This window comes from Pseudonocardia acidicola, assembly GCF_012911935.1.
Classification (GTDB): Bacteria; Actinomycetota; Actinomycetes; order Mycobacteriales; family Pseudonocardiaceae; genus Pseudonocardia; species Pseudonocardia acidicola.
Map to the genome: position 1 here is coordinate 1 of NZ_JAAXLA010000049.1, position 17,203 is coordinate 17,203.

The following is a 17,203-nucleotide window of genomic DNA, read 5'->3' on the forward strand; positions in this document are numbered from 1 at the left end:
CACCGCCCTGGACAGCTGGGTGCACGACTACAACACTCGACGCGCCCACTCCGCCCTCGGCGGCCGGCCCCCGGCCACCCGACTCGCCGCATGACCGTCAACAAGGTGCCGGGTCACTACACCTAGACCGAGGTGCCCGTCGCCGCGAAGGGCTGAGTGCCGCGCCGCTTGAGTCCGATGTGGCGGTAGCGCTGCAGGCGGCGCGCCGTGCGCTGCGTCGGGTCCTCGGTCGTCAGTTCTGCCAGCTCGCGCTGCAGCGTCCGGCCCACCCGCTGGCAGAACTCCACCGGCTCGTCTGCAGCGTCGCAGCGCTCCCCGATGACCACGTCGACGATCCCGGCCGCGGCGAGATCCATCGAGCGGACGCCCTGCACCGCGGCCATCTCCCGGGCGTGGGTGACGTCGCGGTGCACGATCGCGCTGGCCCCCTCCGGCGGGAGCGGTGAGAGCCAGCCGTGCTGCGCCGCGAGCACCCGGTCTGCGGGCACCAGAGCGAGCGCTGCACCACCGGCCCCTTCGCCGAGCAGCAGCGACACCGTCGGCGCCCGGAGAGTGACCAGCTCGGCCAGGCAGCGCGCAATCTCCCCCGCCAGCCCGCCCTCCTCCGCCTGCTGGGACAACGCGGCGCCGGCCGTGTCGATGACGGTGACCAGCGGCAGCGCAAGCTCGGAGGCCAGACGGATGCCGCGGCGGGCCACGCGGAGCGCCTCGGGCCCCAGCGGATGCTCGACGCTCTGTCCCTGCCGGTCCTGGCCGAGCAGCACACACGGCGCATCGCCGAAGCGGGCCAGTGCCAGCACCACCCCCGGGTCGACCTCGCCTTGGCCGGTGCCGGCGAGCGGGACTACGTCGGTGGCCGCGGTCTGCAGGAGTTGTCGCACGCCCGGCCGCCCAGTGCGGCGGGAGGCCAGCACCGAGTCCCACGCCGGCACGTCGCGTACAGCGACACTTTCCGGCTCCGGGCTCGGCGCGGCGGCCGGAAGGTGCGAGCGGGCGGTCATAACGGTGAGCGCCCGTCCAGCGATCTCGGCCAATTGCTCCGGGGGGACGACCGCGTCGACGATGCCGTGAGCGTGCAGGTTCTCCGCGGATTGCACACCTTCGGGGAAGGGAGCGCCATGTAGGGCCGCGTACACCCGGGGCCCGAGAAACCCGATGAGCGCTCGCGGCTCCGCTAGGGTGAGGTGGCCGAGCGAGCCCCAGGAGGCGAGCACGCCGCCCGTGGTGGGGTTGCGGAGATAGACCAGGTAGGGCAGAAGCGCGGCCTTGTGCGCGGCGAGGGCCGCGGCGATCTTCACCATCTGCAGGAAGGCCACAGTCCCCTCTTGCATGCGGGTCCCCCCCGACGCCGGTGCAGCCAGTATCGGAAGTCTCTCGCGGGTGGCCCGCTCGACCGCCTGCACCAGGCGTTCGCCGGCGGCCACCCCGATGGACCCGGCCAGAAAGCCGAACTCGCAGGCCAGCACGGCGACCCGCCGGCCGCGCAGCCGCCCCTCGCCGGTGAGCACAGCCTCGTCCATCCCGGTTCTCTGCTGAGCATGCCGCAGCTCTGCGGCGTACGCCGAACTCGGGCAGATATCCACCGGAGGGGTGTCCCACGAGGAAAACGTGCCACCGTCCAGCACCTGCTCCAGCAGCGTGCTCGCGCTCACCCGGCTCATCGGTCCGGTCCCTGCCCGAGCCAACGATGGATGGCGTCGCTGCGTAGCAGGCCCTGTCTTCGGTCGCCGAAAACCATCGCCCAACCGTAAACGACCACAGCGGCACGACGTTCGGCAACTTTTGCCCAAAAAGTGGGCGGATATTCGGTGAGCGGTGCAAGGCATGCACTAAAGGTCACGCAAGGCATAGGCGGAGACTTCGTCGGGCAGGTCGGCCGGGTCGGTGCGCCGGCGTCCGCGTTCTTGGCGGGAATGGACCTTGAGCAGCTGGCCGCGGTGGTAGAGCTTGACCGTGGTCGCATCCGCGCGGGCGGTGATCCGCTGGCCGATCAGCTCACCGGGCACCGAGTAGAGCCCACGGGCCACCTCGACATGCCGGTCCCGGGCGACCTTGGGCCGGGTGAACTGCGGGATCGCGAACAGCGCACTCGGCGCCGGGCCCAACAGCGGGGCCTCCTCGGCGGCGAACACCTCACCCGGGCGCGCCCGGGTCCGGCCATGGACCCTGGTGCCGGCCACATGGGTGCACCAGTGCGCGGCGCGGGCCCGGCAGTCGGCCAGGTCGAGGAAATCCTCGCCGGCGAAGAAGTTGCCGCGCACGTACTGCACCGCGCGCTCGACACGCGGCTTGTCCTGCGGGTGGCGCACCCGGGTCGGGTCGATGGCGAAACCGCGGTCTTGGGCGTACTCGCGGAAGGCGTCGTTGAACCGCGGGTAGAGCGCATCCGCGCGGTCCACCACCGGGGCCAGGTTGTCCGGGATCGCCACGGCGAACACGCCGCCGAAAAACGCCCATGCGGCGTCGAACCCGGCGATCACCTCGTCCTGGGTCTGGCGGTGGGTGGGGAAGACGAACAGGTGCCGCGAGTAGACGGCGGTGAAGATCAACGCGTGGGTCACCCGACGGGTGCCGCGGGCCGGGTCCGGGATCAGCCCCAGCCGGCCGAAGTCGACCTGCACCTCCACCCCCGGGTCACCGTCGACCACCGGGACGGTGGCGCGGCGGCGGCCGAACCCGAGCTCGGCCACGGCGAAGCGGTGCAGCGTGCGATACGGCACCACCACCCCGTGCCGCTCCAGCAGCACATGCACCTTGACCAGGGTCAATCCCTGCTTGAGCCAGCCCTCGATCCGGTCCCGCTCACCAGCGATCCTCCCCCAAGAGGGCGCCGGTGCCGCGCGGGCGGGCCGGGCGCACCGCGGCCACCACCGCCCCGAGCAGCTCGTCGGAGAGCTGCGCGGGGCCGTCGTCGCGGTCCAGCCCGGCCGCTTTGCCCGCTTCGACATAGCGGCGGACGGTTTTGCGGTCCACCCCGGCCAGCGTCGTCACTTCCCGCAGCGACCGGCCGTCCAGCCACAGCCGCAGGATCTCCTTCACCTCGATCACCGACACCTCCCGGTAGCTCATGCGGACGACCACAGCGGCCGCACGACCAACCGGCGGGAGCCACGCCAGGGTGGTCCCATCACTGGCAAACAGGTGGTCCCATGCTCATGGCAAAAACCGGCTCAGCCGGTCCCATGCTCGTGGCAGACGACAGCCAGGATCGACTCGGCGCCGTCCGGGTCTTCCCACGGGCCCGGGAAGGCCAGCGTCAGACGCTCGCCGAGACCGTGCCGAGCGGCTCACCGCGATCGACGGACAGCGCAGCGCGGCGAGCAACTATCCTTCCCGGTGGGCCGCCGACCATGGCGCGATCTGCCGGCGGGGAGGGAGGCACCGGTGCCGTCACTTGATCGACTGATCATGATCCTCGACGCCGTCAGCGCCAGCCCGCATCCGGCCAGCGCGGCGGAGGTCGCCGAGACGACGGGCTTGTCGATCTCGACCGTTTCCCGGTTGATGATCGAGTTCGCCGAGGCGGGCCTGCTGCACCGCAGCGAGCGCGACCGCCGCTACACGCTCGGGCCGAAGATCTATGCGCTCTCCCGGGCCGCGGAGTCCGGTCTCGATCTCGAGTCGATCGGCAGGCCACTGCTCGAACGGTTGCGTGACACCTTCGGCGAGACGGTCTCGATGCACGTCCTGCGCGGGCGGCAGCGGGTCTGTGTCGTGGAGGTGCCGAGCCCGCAGCCGCTTCGCCGCGTCATCCCCGTGGGCACCGCGGAGCCGGTGGCGGGGAGCGCCACCGGCGCCGTGCTGCTCGCCGACACCCCGGCCGAGGAGCTCGCCGACCTGCTCGAGGATCTCCCCGCAGAGCGTCGGGACTGGTTCCGGGATCTCGTGGGTCAGGCGAGCCGCAACGGCTGGGTGATCGCCGAGTCCGGATGGATACCCGACCTGACCGGCGTCTCGGCGCCGATCCTCGTCGGCAAGAAGGTGCGCGCCGCCGTGTCCATCTCCGGGCCCAGCTCGCGCTTCGACCGGATCCGGGCCGAGGCGTGCGTCGAGGCCCTCGTGCAGGTCACCACCGAGATCACAGCTCGGGTTGACGGCTCCACCCCGGCGCCCGGCGCCCTGTCGGGACAGTAGGACTCGACACCCGGCCGGAACGCTCCGCCGCGCTCCCCCACCGCCACGGTGCCCGATTCGACGGGGACACCGTCTCTTGACGACCCCATCGCCGAGCTGGCATCGTACTCATTGGTTGAGAGTTACTCCCAATTTTTGAGAGTTCGGAGGCCGGGACGATGGCGTCGGCGTTGGACGGGATCCGCATCCTCGAGATGGGGCACGCCGTAGCCGGCCCCTTCGCCGCCAGTCTGCTGGCCGACTTCGGGGCCGAGGTCATCAAGGTCGAGCAGCCCGGCGTCGGCGACAGCCTGCGCCGCATGGGTCCCCGGATCGACGGAAACAGCATCTGGTGGTCGGTCGGCGGCCGCAACAAGCACTCCGTGACCATCGACTTCAAGGCGCCCGCCGGCCGGGAACTGGTCCTGCGGCTCGTCGGGAGCTGCGACGCCGTGGTCGAGAACTACCGGCCCGGCGTGCTGGAGCGGGCGCGCCTGGGCTGGGAGGAGCTGAGCGCGGTCAACCCGCGGCTGGTCATGCTGCGCGTCTCCGGGTTCGGGCAGACCGGCCCGTACAGCGCGCGGGGCGGGTTCGGGAAGATCGCGGAGGCGTTCAGCGGGGCGACCGAGCTGACCGGGAACCGCGGCCAGGCCCCGTTGCACCCCGGCTACTCGCTCGCCGACGCCACGAGCGGACTGATGGGCGCCTACGGCCTGATGCTCGCCCTGTTCGAACGCGAACGCAGCGGCGAAGGCCAGGTCATCGACCTCGCCCTGTATGAGCCGCTGCTGCGGATGATCGAATGGCAGCTGCCGTTCGCCGAGACCCAGGGCCACGAACCCTCCCGCAACGGCAACCAGTTCCCGTTCAACGAAGCGTTCATCACCGACATCTGCGCCACCGGCGACGGCGGCAGTGTCGTCGTCTCCGCCGCGACCTCCACGTCGATCGCGTCCCTGCAGGCCCTGCTCGTGACCGCCGGCCAGCTCCCCGCCACCGAGACCTCGAGTACGGCGACCGTGTTCGCGCTGCGCCGCTGGTGCGCCGAGCGCGACCAGGCCACCGCGACCAAGGAGCTGCAGGCCAACAACGTCGTCGCCGGCGGCGTCAACACGGCCTCCCAGATCATCGCCGACGAGCACGTCCAGGCCAGGGGCAGCGTGGTGCGCGTCCCCACCACACGGGGCGACCGGTCGATGCCCGCCGCGCTGCCGATGTTGTCCCGCACCCCCGGCGCGGTGCGCTGGCCGGGACCCGAGCTCGGCGAGCACACCGACGACGTCCTGGCCAGGTGTCTCGACCTGACCGTCGCCCAACTCGCGCAGCTGCGCGACGACGGCGTCACCCAGCAACTGACGGCACGTTCCCACCAACACCCCCCAACGACGCGGAGGACGACGTGAACCCCTACTACGAGGCCTGTGTGCAGTGGTACGAGAGCATCGCACGTGAGGGGCGGGAGAACCCCAGCGCGCATCGCCGCAAGATCTGCCAGAACTACCTCGAACACGCCGCGCTGGAGTACACCGACCGCTGGCCGGAGATCTTCACCCCGGAGCGGACGATCGAGCACCCCGTCTACAAGGTCAAGTGGGGCACCCCCGAGACGGTCGTGTTCGACGGCCTCGACGCCGTCAAGGGCTTCTACACCGGCCTCAAGGACGGCGGTGTGCTCACCAACCAGGACGAGCTGCTGTCCGTGGCCGACTGGGGCTTCTCGTCGTTCCTGAAGATCAACCTCTTCCGCACCGGTGCCCAGCTGCAGGCCGAGGGCGTGGAGGTCGACGATCCCGACGCCCACTACGTCGTCCAGACCCCGTGCGCGATGTACTGGCTCTACGACTCCGACGCCCGCCTGATCGGCGAGAACGTCTACGAGATGGAAGCCGGCAAGGTGATCAAGCTCAAGCCGGAGGAGGTCATCACCTCCGACGACCTGTGGCAGCTGGTCAAGCCCTACCTGCCACACGGCCGCGAGGTCGGTACCAGCGACGCGTTCCGCGCCGTCACGACCTGACCCGACGGCCGGCCGTGGGGACCTGGTCGAGCACAGGTCCCCACGGCCTCGGGACCGTCGGTCCGCTCGATCACAACAGAAAGAAAGGGCGACATCTCGGATGGTGCTGCCACACCGTGACAACCCTCGTGTCGAGCCGGTCGAGAATCCCGGGCCGGAGGCGGCCGAGCTGTTGCGCCACACCCTGGCCGATCCGGAGGGCGCGCCGCTGGCGATCTTCCGGACCATGGCCCACCACCCGCCGCTGCTGAAGCGCTGGAACGTCATCGCCGGGTTCTTCCGCACCCGCGGCGTGCTGCCCGCCCGGACACGCGAGATCGTCGTGCTGCGCACCGCGTGGCGGATCAACAGCCGGTACGAATGGGGACAACACGTCCTGATCGCGCGCGAAGCGGGCCTGACGGAGCCGGAGATCGCACGGCTCGCCCGACCCGAGCCGTTCGCACCGGACAGCGACGACGCCGACGCGCTGCTGGTCCGGTTCGTCGACGAGCTCGTCGACTTCACCGACGTCACCGACCCGACCTGGGACGCCCTCAGCGCCCGCCACACGGTGGAGGAGACCTTCGAGCTGGTGATGCTCGTGGGGCTCTACCGCATGGCCGGGGGCTTCCTCAACGTGACCGGCGTGCAGCCGGAGCCGTATCTGCCCACCTGGCCCGACGACGCGTCGGCGTCGGCGGCGCTCTCGACCACGGGAGATCACGCATGAGCACTCCTCTGCTCCGCGACGTGCACGTCGCCGGTGTCGCCACGACGCGCTTCGGCAAGCACCTCGACCGGTCGCTCGGCTCGCTCAGCCACGAGGCGCTGGCCGCGGCGTTGAAGGACGCGGGCGTCGACGCCGGCGACGTCGAGCAGGCCGTGTTCTCCAACGCGGCCGCCGGCGTGCTCTCGGGCCAGGAGATGATCCGCGGCCAGGTCGCGCTCAAGGACACCGGGCTGGCCGGCGTGCCGATCGTCAACACCGAGAACGCGTGCGCCTCCGGCAGCTCCGCCGTGCAGTTGGCGTGGCTCGCGGTCGCGTCGGGGCTGGTCGACGTCGCCGTGGCCGTCGGGGCGGAGAAGCTGTTCCACCCCGACAAGGCCCGCTCGTTCGCCGCCATCGAGTCCGGCACCGACCTCTCGCTGACCCACGACGGCGAGTCCGTGAGCGGCGGGTCGGTGATGATGGGCGCCTACGCCGCCGAGGCGCGTGCCTACGCCGCCGCGCACGGCGAGATCACCGGGGCGCTGGCCGCGATCGCGGTCAAGAACCGCAGCTTCGCCGCCGCCAATCCCGACGCCCAGTTCCGCGAGCCCATCACCGCCGAGCAGGTCGCGGCCAGCCGGCCGGTGGCCGACCCGCTGCGGCTGCTGACCTGCTCGCCGCTCACCGACGGTGCAGCGGCGGTCGTGCTGACGGCCGGGGGAAACGACCGGCCGGGTGGAGTGCGGATCGCGGCGACGACCATGGCGAGCTATCGCGCCGGGGCATCCGTCGTCGCCACTGCGACCGCGCGCGCCTACGAGCGGACCGGGCTCGGCGTGCACGACATCGACGTCTTCCAGCTGCACGACGCCTGCGCGTTCGCCGAGCTGCTGCAGTACGAACAGATCGGCATCGCCGAGCCCGGCCGCGCCGTCGACGCCGTGCGCGACGGGCAAACCGGTCCCGGCGGCCCGAGCCCGGTCAACACCGACGGCGGTCTGCTCAGCCGGGGACACGCGCTCGGCGCCACGGGGATCGCGCAGATCGTCGAGCTGACCCGGCAGCTGCGCGGGAACGCCGACGGCCGCCAGGTCGTCGGCGCCCGCCACGCCATGGCGGTGAACGCCGGAGGGTGGATGGGCGAGGACTACGCCACCTGCGTGACCACCGTCCTCAGCCGCGACTGACCTGGTTCCACCACCTGATCGGGAGGGCGCTGCAACGGTGCGTGTCATCGACTTCTTCGACAAGGGCGCGGCCCGTGACCCGGAGCGGACGGTCCTGCTCTCCGACTCCGGTGCTGTCACCTATGCAGCGGCGACCGACCATTCGTGGCAGGTCGCGGCGGCACTGCACCATCACGGGATCGGGCTCGGTGCCCGGGTCGGGGTGCTCGCGCCGAACGTGCCCGAGGCGTTCCTCGCGATGCTCGGGCTGTGGCGGGCCGGCTGCTCCTGGGTACCGCTCAACACCCGCAACGCCGTGGCCGCCACGGTCGCGTTCATGAACAAGGTCGGCTGCCGCGCCCTGTTCGTCCACCCCCGCTTCGACGCGGAGCTCAAGCAGATCCGCGACGAGGTGCCCGGCCTCGAGCTCGTGATCGCCCTCGACGGCACCGAGCTCGACGGGGCGCTCACGATCACCGCGTTCCTCGACTCCGGGTCGTCGATGACGGTGCCGGACTGGAACGACCCGTACGGCCGGCCCGAGATGGAGGCCTGCGCCTGGCCGACCGGAGGCACCACCGGCGGCAGCAAGGCCGTCGCGTGGACCAACAGCGTGTGGAGCAACCTCGTCGAGACCGCGACCCGGCACTGGCCCGCCGCCGAGCGGCCGGTCAACCTGCTCGTCGCGCCCATCACCCACGCCGCCGGGGTGATGGCGATCGTCTACGCGGCGCTGGGCGCCACCATCGTCATGCGCCCCGGCTTCGACGCCGACGACGTGCTCGACCGCATCGAGAACGACCGGGTCACGCACCTGTTCCTGCCGCCGACCGCGTTCTACGGCCTGCTCGAACGCCAGCAGGCGCGCCCCCGCGACTGCTCCAGCCTGACGATGCTGCTACTCAGCGCCGCACCGGTGGCCCCGGACCGGCTCGCCCAGGGCGTCGCGGAGTTCGGGCCCTGCATCGGGCAGTGCTGGGGCCAGTCCGAGGCCCCGTTCGTGCTGACCTACCTCACCGCGGAGGACCTCGCGGCCGCCGCGAGCGGTGACGCCCCCGAGCGGCTGCGCAGCTGCGGGCGCGCCACCTTCGGCTCCCAGGTCGCGATCATGGACGACGACGGCAACCTGCTCCCCCCGGGTGAGCGCGGCGAGCTCGTCGCCCGCGGCGGGCTGGTCACGCCCGGCTATATCGGCGACGACGCGGCCACCGCCGCGGTTCGCACACACGGCTGGCACCACACCGGCGACATCGGCTACCTCGACGCCGACGGCTACGCCTACATCGTCGACCGCAAGAGCGACATGATCATCAGCGGCGGCTTCAACGTCTACCCCGCCGAGGTCGAGGCCGCCCTGTCGGCGCTCCCGCAGGTCCGCCAGTGCGCGGTCGTCGGCGTCCCGCACGAGAAATGGGGGGAGGCCGTCGTCGCCGTCGTCGTCGCGGCCGAGGACCGCCCCCCGGACCCCGACCTCGTCATCGCCCACGCCCGCCAGGCCCTCGGCCCGGTCAAGGCCCCCAAGGCCGTCGTCTTCGTCGACGAACTACCCCAGACACCCGTCGGCAAGGTCGACAAGAAGGCCCTCCGCGGCCGCGACTGGCCGGCGATCGAGCGATGAGCCGCTTCCACGACAAGGTGGTCGTGCTGACCGGCGCCGGCTCGATCGGCGAGGGCTGGGGCAACGGGCGCGCGACCAGCGTGCTCTACGCGCAGGAAGGCGCCCGGCTCGTCCTCGTCGACCGCGACCGGGAGGCCCTCGACCGCACAGCGGCCCTCGTGGCCGAGCACGGCGCGAAGTACGTCACCGTCACCGCCGACGTCGCGACCCCCGACGGCGTACAGGCCTACGTCGACGCCGCCATCGAGAGCTTCGGCGGGATCGACGTGCTGCAGGCCAACGTCGGCATCGGTTCCGTCGGCGCGCTGCTGGACTGCCCCCTGAAGCGCTGGGAGCTGATGTACCGGGTCAACGTCACCAGTTTGTTCCTCGCCGCGCAGGCCGTCATCCCGCACATGCGCCGACGCGGCGGCGGCGCCATCGTCAACATCTCCTCGATCGCCGGTCGCCGCAGCGTCGGCCGGCCCTTCGCGGCCTACTCGTCCAGCAAGGCCGCCGCCGACCAGCTCGTCCGGGCCCTCGCCGTCGAGTTCGCCCCTGACAACATCCGCGCCAACACCGTGGTCGTCGGCTACGTCGACACCCCCACCGTCGCGGCCGCCTACCGCACCCTCGACCAGGAAGCGCGCGCCGCCCAGCAACAGGCCCGGGCGGCAGCCGTACCACTGCAGCGCACCGGCGACGCCTGGGACGTCGCCCGCGCCAGCCTCTACCTCGCCTCTGACGACGCCCGATTCGTCACAGGCACCGAGATCGTCGTCGACGGCGGGCTGACCAACACGACCCGCTGATCAGCGTCGCACGTTCGACCTACCGAACTCTTCCCACCCGAAGGAGCCTGCGAGATGAACGCCCTCCCATCGTGGACCGAGCCCGAGTCGCGGTCGCTCCTCGAGGCGCTGCGATCACTGCGACCCCAGCTCGCGAAGATCGGCGCAGCGGCGGACCGGGACAACGCGGACCCGGCGGAGAACTTCACCCTCCTCGGTCAGGCCGGGGCCGCTCGCCTGCTGCTCCCCCGCGACCACGGCGGTGTCTGGGACGGCAGCTCGATGTTCGGCGGATGGGGCACGTTCATCCGCGCCGCGATGGAGGTCTCCGCCGGTGACGGCCCGACCGGGCAGAACTGGCTCACGTCCGGTCTGGTGTGCCGGGAGATCTTCGATCCGCGCGCCGGCCTGCCCGAGGAGACCCGCCGGCAGGTCGCCGACCGGGTACTGAACGAGGGTCTGCGCCTGGTCGCCTCCGCCGCCGAGACCGGGGTGGCGCAGAAGGCCGCCGCCCGGACGGTCCCTGGGGGCGTGGTGTTGAGCGGAAGCAAGTCGTTCAACACCAACAGCGGCGGGCGCGGCATGGCGAACGTGGGCTGCCCGCTGGACGGGGTTCCCGGGCGTCATCACCTCCTGGTCGATCTGACCCATCCCGACGTCGAGCTGCACGACGACTGGGACAACATGGGCCAGCGCGGCACCGACAGCCAGACGATCACCTACCACGACGTCTTCGTGCCCGACGGCTGGCACTATCCGTCACCGGCACCGTCGCCGCTGCTGTTCGGCGCGATCATGCTCCTGCACGGCGCCCTCGAGCAGGGCATCGGCGAGGGCGCGCTCGACGCGGCCGTCGAGTACGTCCGCACCCTCAACCGCGCCACGATGAGCCAGTTCACCACCGCCGCGGAAGATCCCCTGATCCTGCGCCGCATCGGCGCCCTCTCCGGACGGCTCGCCGCCTCACGGGCGCTGCTCGGCGAGACCGCCGACAAGGTGGAGGCGCTGGGCGAGGGCGGCGAGGCCGCCACCGTGACCGTCGACGGCTTCCGCGCCAAGGTCGCCGCGATCGAGGCCGCGCTCGACGCCGCTGGGTCGCTGTTCGACCTCACCGGCGCCCGCAGCACCTCGAACAAGTACCGGCTCGACCGGTTCTGGCGCAACGCCCGCACCTTCGCCTCCCATGACTCCACCGACTCGAAGAACGTCTACATCGGGACGTTCGAGGTCACCGGTGAGCTCCCGCCCGTCACCTCGTTCATCCGGGTCTGACGTGACCTCGTTCCTGCCCGCCGACGTCGACACGCGCGCCATGCAGGTGCCCGAGCTCGTTGCGGTGGGGCCGCTCACCGTGTTCCCGGGCGTCCGCAGCCACCTCGAGATCCAGTACGCGGGTCCGGTGGGATTCCGGCCGCTGACGCTCGACCTGCACGTCCCGGAGCCCGTGGACGGCCGCCCGGCGCCGGTCGCGGTCTACTGCCACGGCGGTGGCTTCATGATCGGTTCCCGGAGGATGGGGCCGTGGCGCTTCCTGCTCGACGCCGGGCTCGCCGTGGCGTCGGTGGGCTACCGGTTCAGCGGTGAGGGCGTGTTCCCGACCGGCGTGCAGGACGCGGTCGCGGCGATCCGCTGGGTCCGGTCCAACGCCGAGGAGTTCGGCCTCGACGCCGCTCGCATCGTCGGCTTCGGCTCGAGCGCGGGCGCCTACCTCGTCTCCGCCGCCGCTCTCATGCACAAGCACCCCGACCTCGTCGGCGACCTCGGCCCAACGCCCGGGGTGTCGTGCGAGCTCGCCGCGGTGGTCGAGCACTACGGGCCGTCGGACTTCCTGCACATGGACGACGACGCGCCCACCGACGCGGTCGAGCTGATGGATGCCCCCGGCAGCAGCATCGCCCGCTACCTCGGCTACGTCCCCTCTGAGCAGCCCGAGCGGGCCGATGAGGCCGGGCTCCTGCGGTACGCCGCACCCGACGCCCCGCCGTTCCTCATCTTCCACGGCGACGACGACCACCGCGTCGGGCTCGGGCAGAGCCGCCGCCTGCACGGCGCGTTGACCGCAGCGGGCGCGCATGCCGAGCTCGTGGTGGTGCCCGGTGCGGACCACGCATCCCCGCACTTCGACCAGCCGCAGGTGCATCAGGCGACGATGACCTTCTTGCGCGCCGTTCTCGATCTCCCCGGGGTCGGGTGACCATGCCTGAGCCGAGTGGTGACCTGCTGTTGGTGGCCAACCAGCAGCAGTCCACACTGGACTTCGTCGACGCGTCGACCCTCGAGCGGTTCCACACGCTCACCGGCCTGGTCGACCAGCCGCACGAGATGGCGTGGGACGGGCGGCGGCGCTTGGTGTACGTGGCGCACACCTACCGCTCCGGCGGCTACCGCGAGGGCAAGCCGAAGGCGCACGAGATCTCGGTCGTCGATCCCGATCGCCGTGAGGTCGTCGACGTCATCGACATCGGGCCGTTCGAGGCACCGCACGACGTGCACCACGACCCCGCCGCCGACCTCGTGTACGCCGGGGTCGAGGCGGGCGAGGCCGGAAACGGTCTGGTCGTGGTCGATGCTGCGAGCCGGCGGGTGATAGACCACATCCCGGTCGACGCACCCAACACCCATTGGTTCTGTCTCTCGCCCGACGGGACCCGGGCGTACCTGGCACACAAGGACGCCCAGGAGCTCTCGGTCGTCGACCTGCTCGAGCGACGCCAGGTCGCGCGCATCACCGCACCCGGCGGCGCCGAGGAGATCGACTGCTCGCCGGACGGCCGCCACGTCTACGCCGCGGCGCCGACGATGCGGCTGGTCATGAACGTCGCCCAGGGACGGCTGGCGAAGGCCGCGCCCGCGTCCGGCCTCCCCCGCCCACACCTGCTGAAGCTCGACGCCGCGAGCGGTACCGAGCTCGGCCGGCTGGAGTTCGACGACTACCTGGCCGCGGTCCGAGCGGGCCCGGACGGGCGAGTGCTGGTCAGCGAGTTCCGGCTCCCGGCAGCCGACGCCGCGCCCGACGGGCCGATCCGTGGACGGCTGCACGTCGTCGACGGGGCGACGATGACGCTTCTGGCGTCGGTGGTGACCGACGAACTTCCGTTCACCAGCCGGTTCTCCACCGACGGCACCACGGCGTTCGTCGCCAACGTCAAGACCGGCACCGTCACCGTCGTGGACCTCGGCACCCACGAGGTGAGGGCCACCGTGATGAACCGGCCCGCCCCCGCGGGCACTCTCGCTGGCACGCACGGACTGTGCGTCGTGCCCGGGCGGGCCGGGACATGACCGTCAAGGCCGGGCGACGGCGTCGAACTCCACGAAGTGCTCGATCCCCAGAGCCCCCATCATCATGGCCACGGGCGCCGGAAGGTCGGTGCGGGCCTCGGCGCCGCGCTTGCCCGGGTTGCTGAGCGTGTACGTCTTTCCGGATCGGGCCAGCTGCCCGTGCCGGACGCGATGATGTTGCGCGCCCACTGCGGATCGTCGGTATACGCGAGACCGACGATGAAGCCGTTGGACGTCGGGTAGGCCTGCACCGGCGTCGCGTAGTCGCGGCCGCTGCGCCTCCCCCGGTGGTGGATGACCGCCAGCGGTGGCATCCGCCCGGCCAGCGTCGTCAGTCCCGGGTTCAGAAACCGGGGCAGAACGGGTTGCAGTGCTACGCCGGGCGCGCCCCGGTCACCCGACGCTCGGGCAAGAGCGATTTCGTCGTCGCCCGACGTCTCACGCACAACAGACATCTCGGTGACGCCGTGCACCAATGGGCCTTCTGCAGCCTCACCCGAAGCGGCTGGGCCCGCGAGTTCTACGACAGCAAGATCACCGCGGGAAAGAGCCATCACAACGCGTTGCGCGCGCTCGGCAACCGCTGGCTGGAGATCCTCTGGTACTGCCTCACCCGAGGCATCCCCTACGACGAGAACGTCCACGTCGCCAACCGCAACCGAGCCCTCGGCCGAGCAGCCTGACCCCGAGGTTGACAGAGGGTGTCTCATCCGACGAAGTCCACGGACGAGGCGAGCCAGCGGTCGCCCTGGTGCTCCAGCGACACCGCGATGCGGTAGGTGCGCTGCTGACCGTTCGGGATCTCGGTGTTCTTCAGCAGGGCCTCCGCGGCGACGAGGACTACCGCGGTGTCGGCGTCGATCCGTTCGATCGCCGACGACGTGACGCGCCCGTCCGAGGCGACCCGCCCCTGCTGCAGCAGGGAGGTCAGGGTGGACGACAGGGCGGTGAGCTGGCTGCGCAGCGGGCCGGTCGACCGGTCGAGCATCCGGCCGATCGCCGCGAGGGAGTCCTGGAAGCCCAGGGCGAGCAGCTCCGACGACACCTCCTCCGCGGTGGCGGTCGCCGCGGCCCGGTCGGCGGCGCGGTCGTGCTCGCGCACCAGGAGCACGCCGAGGACGGCGGCCGCCACCGCCGAAGCATCGGGTGCCGACTCCGGTGAGGCGTCGGCGTCGGCGTCCGACGAGGCGCCGGCCGCGGCCGTCTCGGCGGGCGGGTCATCCACCGCTTCGGCCCTGCGGTCGTGCAGACGGAGTCTCATGACGCGTCCGATCCCGAGAGGAGCCACTGACCGTCCGTGCGTTCGACGGTGACCTTGGCGCTGCCCGCGTCGATGCGCGGCGCGGGTAGATGGTCGCCCGTAGCCACCGGCGAGAGGCCGAGCTCACCGGGTCCGGTCATTGGACAGGTCCCTCATGACCGCCACAACGCGATCGGCAAGCTCTGCATCGGCGCCGAGACCTTCCCCGACTACCGCTCGGTCCCGGTCACCCGCCGTGCACGGCCAGCCGCTCACCATCGTCCATGACAAGCGCCTTCGCAGTGATCGACGCGGCGGCGTCGGAGAGCAGACAGCAGACCGCCGCGGCGACCTCGTCGACCGTTCCGAAGCGCCCGAGGAGGGCTGCGGCGTTCGCAGCGGCTTCTCGGCCCTCCCAGCCCGGATCACGCCGAGAGCGATCGCGCTGACCCGTTCACGGGGTACCCACTCCACGGCGCTGTTGGGCGAGGTGGATCAGGGCGTACGCAGCGGAGGTCTGCGCTGCGTCGGGGTCTCGTGGGCGGCGAACCCGCGTACTCGGTGAGAGCCCCACCCGTGCGCGGCCGCGCCAGCTGCGTCGTCGGACCCGCTGTTCTCCACGCCGTCCGCGGTCCCCTACCGGAGCACCCGCAGCTCGGAACGTGAGGAACGGTCGATGCATGTCATTCGACGGACACTCCCGGGTCGTGCGGGTGGAGCACCACGCGGCCGAAGGGGCGGTCCTCGGAGAGCCGACGGTAGGCCGTCTGCACGTCCGCCAGCGAGTAGGTCGCGGCGATGGGGATCTGCAGCTCGCCGGCCGCGGCGAGTTCGGCCAGTTCGCGCAGGGCGGTGCGGCCGCCGGCGTCCATGGTGCCGGTGGCTCGCACCCCCTTGTCCTGGGCGCCGCGGTAGTCGACGACGGTGGCGATGCGCTGCGGGGGGACGCCGAGTTCGAGGGCGAGGTCGATGTAGCCGGGTCCATACGCGTCGAGGAACGCGTCGACCTTCCCGCCGACCTCATCCCTAATGGTCGCTGCCACCCCGTCGCCGTAGACGACCGGGATGGCGCCGAGGTCGGCGAGCCGGGTTGCGCTGGCCGGGCCGGCAATGCCGACGACCGTCGCCCCCTTGCGTTGGGCGAGCTGCACGGCGGTGAGACCGACGCCGCCGGACGCGCCGGCCACCACGAGGGTCTCGCCCTCTCGTGGCTGTACGGCCTGGACGCCGGCGAGACCGGCCATCGGCGTGACGAACAGCGATCCAGCGACGTCCCAGGGCAGTCCGGCGGGCTTCTCGATCAGCTGGTCGGCGGGGACCGCGGCGTACTCGGCGTGGGCCGCCCAGCCCTGCAGCCAGCCGAGCACTTCGGTGCCGACCTCGAACCCCGACACGTCCGCGCCGACGGCCACGACAATGCCGGCGAGGTCTCGGACCGGCACGTAGGACGACCCGTGCAGCGCCGACAGCGAGCCGGGATTGATGCAGGTCGAGCGGATCTGCACCACGGCATGGCCGGGTGCGGCGGCCGGGATCGTTGCGTCCTCGAGGTACAGGCCGTCGATGCCTGCGAAACGGTCGTAGCGCACTACTCGCATCATGTTCCTCGATCGGGTGGGGAGTCTCGGTGTCCCGAGGCTCGGGAGGAGATGGAGGGCAGGCGGACGAGGGGGGACAGGACGTCGTCGACCAGGTGCTCGACGAAGCCCCGGTCGCACGGCTCGCCGACGACGACCACGCGATGGACGATCAGGGCGGTGGCGACCTCGGTCAGCAGCGCCGCGGTGCGCTCATCAGGCGTAACTCGCCCGAATCCATCGGAGATCATCGCGGCCTGGTCGCGGCCGAGGACCCGGCGCATGGCCGCGGCAAGGGCGGGATCGCTGCGCATCCCGGCGAACAGCGCGCCGAGCAGACCGATTTCCTGTTCGCCGATCTGCCGGGCCAGCCAGCCCGCCATCGCCAGGAGCGCCTCCCGGGAGGCTCCATTCGCCTCATTCGGCAGATTCGGCGGGTCCCCCGGCCCGCGACGGTCGACCGCGGCCGCGACCATCGCGGCCTTATCGGGATAGCGCCGGTAGATCGTCGCCTTGCCGACACCCGCCCGTGCCGCGACGGACTCGACGGACAGCTGGTCGTAACCGACCTCCAACAGCAGGGCCACTGTGGAGTCCAGGATGGCGGTGTCGCGCGTGGTGTCCCGTGGCCGCCCCCGCCGCGGCGGGGCGCCCGGCGCCTGTCCCTCGCCGCTCATTCCTACATTATGATACGAACCTGTCTCGTATCGCAACCGTGCCGATCCGCGT

The 17,203-nt window shown here is 71.5% G+C and carries 19 protein-coding genes and 1 pseudogene; 12 read left to right on the forward strand and 8 right to left on the reverse strand.

The genetic code is table 11. From position 1 onward, the window contains the following. The first annotated feature begins 7 nt into the window (after positions 1-7). A complete protein-coding gene (locus tag HF526_RS22755) occupies positions 8-94 on the forward strand; it encodes an integrase core domain-containing protein (protein ID WP_420821637.1) in 87 nt (28 codons plus the stop codon). Positions 95-122: 28 nt separating this feature from the next. Here the strand turns inward: HF526_RS22755 and HF526_RS22760 are convergent, their stop codons facing one another. The 3 genes from HF526_RS22760 to HF526_RS35620 all read right to left on the reverse strand — a co-directional run bounded on the left by HF526_RS22760 (position 123) and on the right by HF526_RS35620 (position 3,069). Continuing rightward, positions 123-1,661: a carboxyl transferase domain-containing protein gene (locus tag HF526_RS22760; RefSeq protein WP_169383591.1), complete on the reverse strand. Its 1,539-nt coding sequence runs from the start codon at positions 1,659-1,661 to the stop codon at positions 123-125. A gap of 168 nt (positions 1,662-1,829) precedes the next feature. Next, entirely contained in the window at positions 1,830-2,813 is a 984-nt protein-coding gene (locus tag HF526_RS22765; RefSeq protein ID WP_338051677.1) for a Mu transposase domain-containing protein, read from the reverse strand. Then, positions 2,803-3,069, reverse strand: coding sequence for a helix-turn-helix domain containing protein (locus HF526_RS35620; RefSeq protein WP_239029027.1), 267 nt, complete (start codon positions 3,067-3,069; stop codon positions 2,803-2,805). The genes HF526_RS22765 and HF526_RS35620 overlap by 11 nt, the downstream gene beginning before the upstream one ends. A gap of 315 nt (positions 3,070-3,384) precedes the next feature. On the opposite strand from HF526_RS35620, the gene HF526_RS22770 reads away from it, so the two are divergent. From HF526_RS22770 to HF526_RS22815, 10 genes are all read left to right on the forward strand, one after another. Continuing rightward, positions 3,385-4,134, forward strand: coding sequence for an IclR family transcriptional regulator domain-containing protein (locus HF526_RS22770; protein ID WP_169383593.1), 750 nt, complete (start codon positions 3,385-3,387; stop codon positions 4,132-4,134). 158 nt (positions 4,135-4,292) lie between these two features. Continuing rightward, the gene (locus HF526_RS22775; RefSeq protein WP_169383594.1) at positions 4,293-5,516 is read left to right on the forward strand and encodes a CaiB/BaiF CoA transferase family protein; all 1,224 of its coding nucleotides are present in this window, start codon (positions 4,293-4,295) and stop codon (positions 5,514-5,516) included. Further along, positions 5,513-6,130, forward strand: coding sequence for a hypothetical protein (locus HF526_RS22780; RefSeq protein ID WP_169383595.1), 618 nt, complete (start codon positions 5,513-5,515; stop codon positions 6,128-6,130). The genes HF526_RS22775 and HF526_RS22780 overlap by 4 nt, the downstream gene beginning before the upstream one ends. A gap of 100 nt (positions 6,131-6,230) precedes the next feature. Next, positions 6,231-6,842 carry a carboxymuconolactone decarboxylase family protein gene (locus HF526_RS22785; protein WP_169383596.1) on the forward strand — a complete coding sequence of 204 codons (612 nt, stop codon included), beginning with the start codon at positions 6,231-6,233 and terminating at the stop codon, positions 6,840-6,842. Beyond that, positions 6,839-8,008, forward strand: a complete 1,170-nt coding sequence (locus tag HF526_RS22790; protein WP_169383597.1) for a thiolase family protein — start codon at positions 6,839-6,841, stop codon at positions 8,006-8,008. Before HF526_RS22785 ends, HF526_RS22790 begins: the two co-directional genes overlap by 4 nt. A 37-nt stretch (positions 8,009-8,045) precedes the next feature. Next, positions 8,046-9,605, forward strand: a complete 1,560-nt coding sequence (locus tag HF526_RS22795) for an AMP-binding protein (RefSeq protein ID WP_169383598.1) — start codon at positions 8,046-8,048, stop codon at positions 9,603-9,605. Next, complete coding sequence (locus tag HF526_RS22800; RefSeq protein ID WP_169383599.1) at positions 9,602-10,396, forward strand: SDR family NAD(P)-dependent oxidoreductase; 795 nt, start codon at positions 9,602-9,604, stop codon at positions 10,394-10,396. Before HF526_RS22795 ends, HF526_RS22800 begins: the two co-directional genes overlap by 4 nt. A 54-nt stretch (positions 10,397-10,450) precedes the next feature. Then, positions 10,451-11,647, forward strand: a complete 1,197-nt coding sequence (locus tag HF526_RS22805; RefSeq protein WP_169383600.1) for an acyl-CoA dehydrogenase family protein — start codon at positions 10,451-10,453, stop codon at positions 11,645-11,647. 1 nt (position 11,648) lies between these two features. After that, on the forward strand, positions 11,649-12,569 hold the full coding sequence (locus tag HF526_RS22810; RefSeq protein WP_169383601.1) for an alpha/beta hydrolase fold domain-containing protein: 921 nt from the start codon (positions 11,649-11,651) through the stop codon (positions 12,567-12,569). A 2-nt stretch (positions 12,570-12,571) separates the two neighbouring features. After that, the gene (locus tag HF526_RS22815) at positions 12,572-13,657 is read left to right on the forward strand and encodes a YncE family protein (protein ID WP_169383602.1); all 1,086 of its coding nucleotides are present in this window, start codon (positions 12,572-12,574) and stop codon (positions 13,655-13,657) included. A 3-nt stretch (positions 13,658-13,660) separates the two neighbouring features. On the opposite strand, the gene HF526_RS22820 is transcribed toward HF526_RS22815, so the two are convergent. Continuing rightward, entirely contained in the window at positions 13,661-13,846 is a 186-nt protein-coding gene (locus HF526_RS22820; RefSeq protein WP_169383603.1) for a hypothetical protein, read from the reverse strand. Positions 13,847-13,947: 101 nt separating this feature from the next. Here HF526_RS22820 and HF526_RS22825 point away from each other — a divergent pair, with 101 nt between their 5' ends. Beyond that, a complete protein-coding gene (locus tag HF526_RS22825) occupies positions 13,948-14,340 on the forward strand; it encodes a transposase (protein ID WP_338051678.1) in 393 nt (130 codons plus the stop codon). Positions 14,341-14,363: 23 nt separating this feature from the next. Here HF526_RS22825 and HF526_RS22830 read toward each other — a convergent pair whose 3' ends face one another. The 4 genes and pseudogenes from HF526_RS22830 to HF526_RS22845 all read right to left on the reverse strand — a co-directional run bounded on the left by HF526_RS22830 (position 14,364) and on the right by HF526_RS22845 (position 17,151). Continuing rightward, positions 14,364-14,882 carry a hypothetical protein gene (locus HF526_RS22830; protein ID WP_169383604.1) on the reverse strand — a complete coding sequence of 173 codons (519 nt, stop codon included), beginning with the start codon at positions 14,880-14,882 and terminating at the stop codon, positions 14,364-14,366. A gap of 262 nt (positions 14,883-15,144) precedes the next feature. Continuing rightward, positions 15,145-15,297: pseudogene (locus tag HF526_RS37510) on the reverse strand (SDR family oxidoreductase); the annotation flags it as partial. A gap of 283 nt (positions 15,298-15,580) precedes the next feature. After that, the gene (locus tag HF526_RS22840; protein WP_169383605.1) at positions 15,581-16,495 is read right to left on the reverse strand and encodes an NADP-dependent oxidoreductase; all 915 of its coding nucleotides are present in this window, start codon (positions 16,493-16,495) and stop codon (positions 15,581-15,583) included. After that, positions 16,495-17,151: a TetR/AcrR family transcriptional regulator gene (locus HF526_RS22845; protein WP_169383606.1), complete on the reverse strand. Its 657-nt coding sequence runs from the start codon at positions 17,149-17,151 to the stop codon at positions 16,495-16,497. Before HF526_RS22845 ends, HF526_RS22840 begins: the two co-directional genes overlap by 1 nt. Positions 17,152-17,203: the final 52 nt, after the last annotated feature.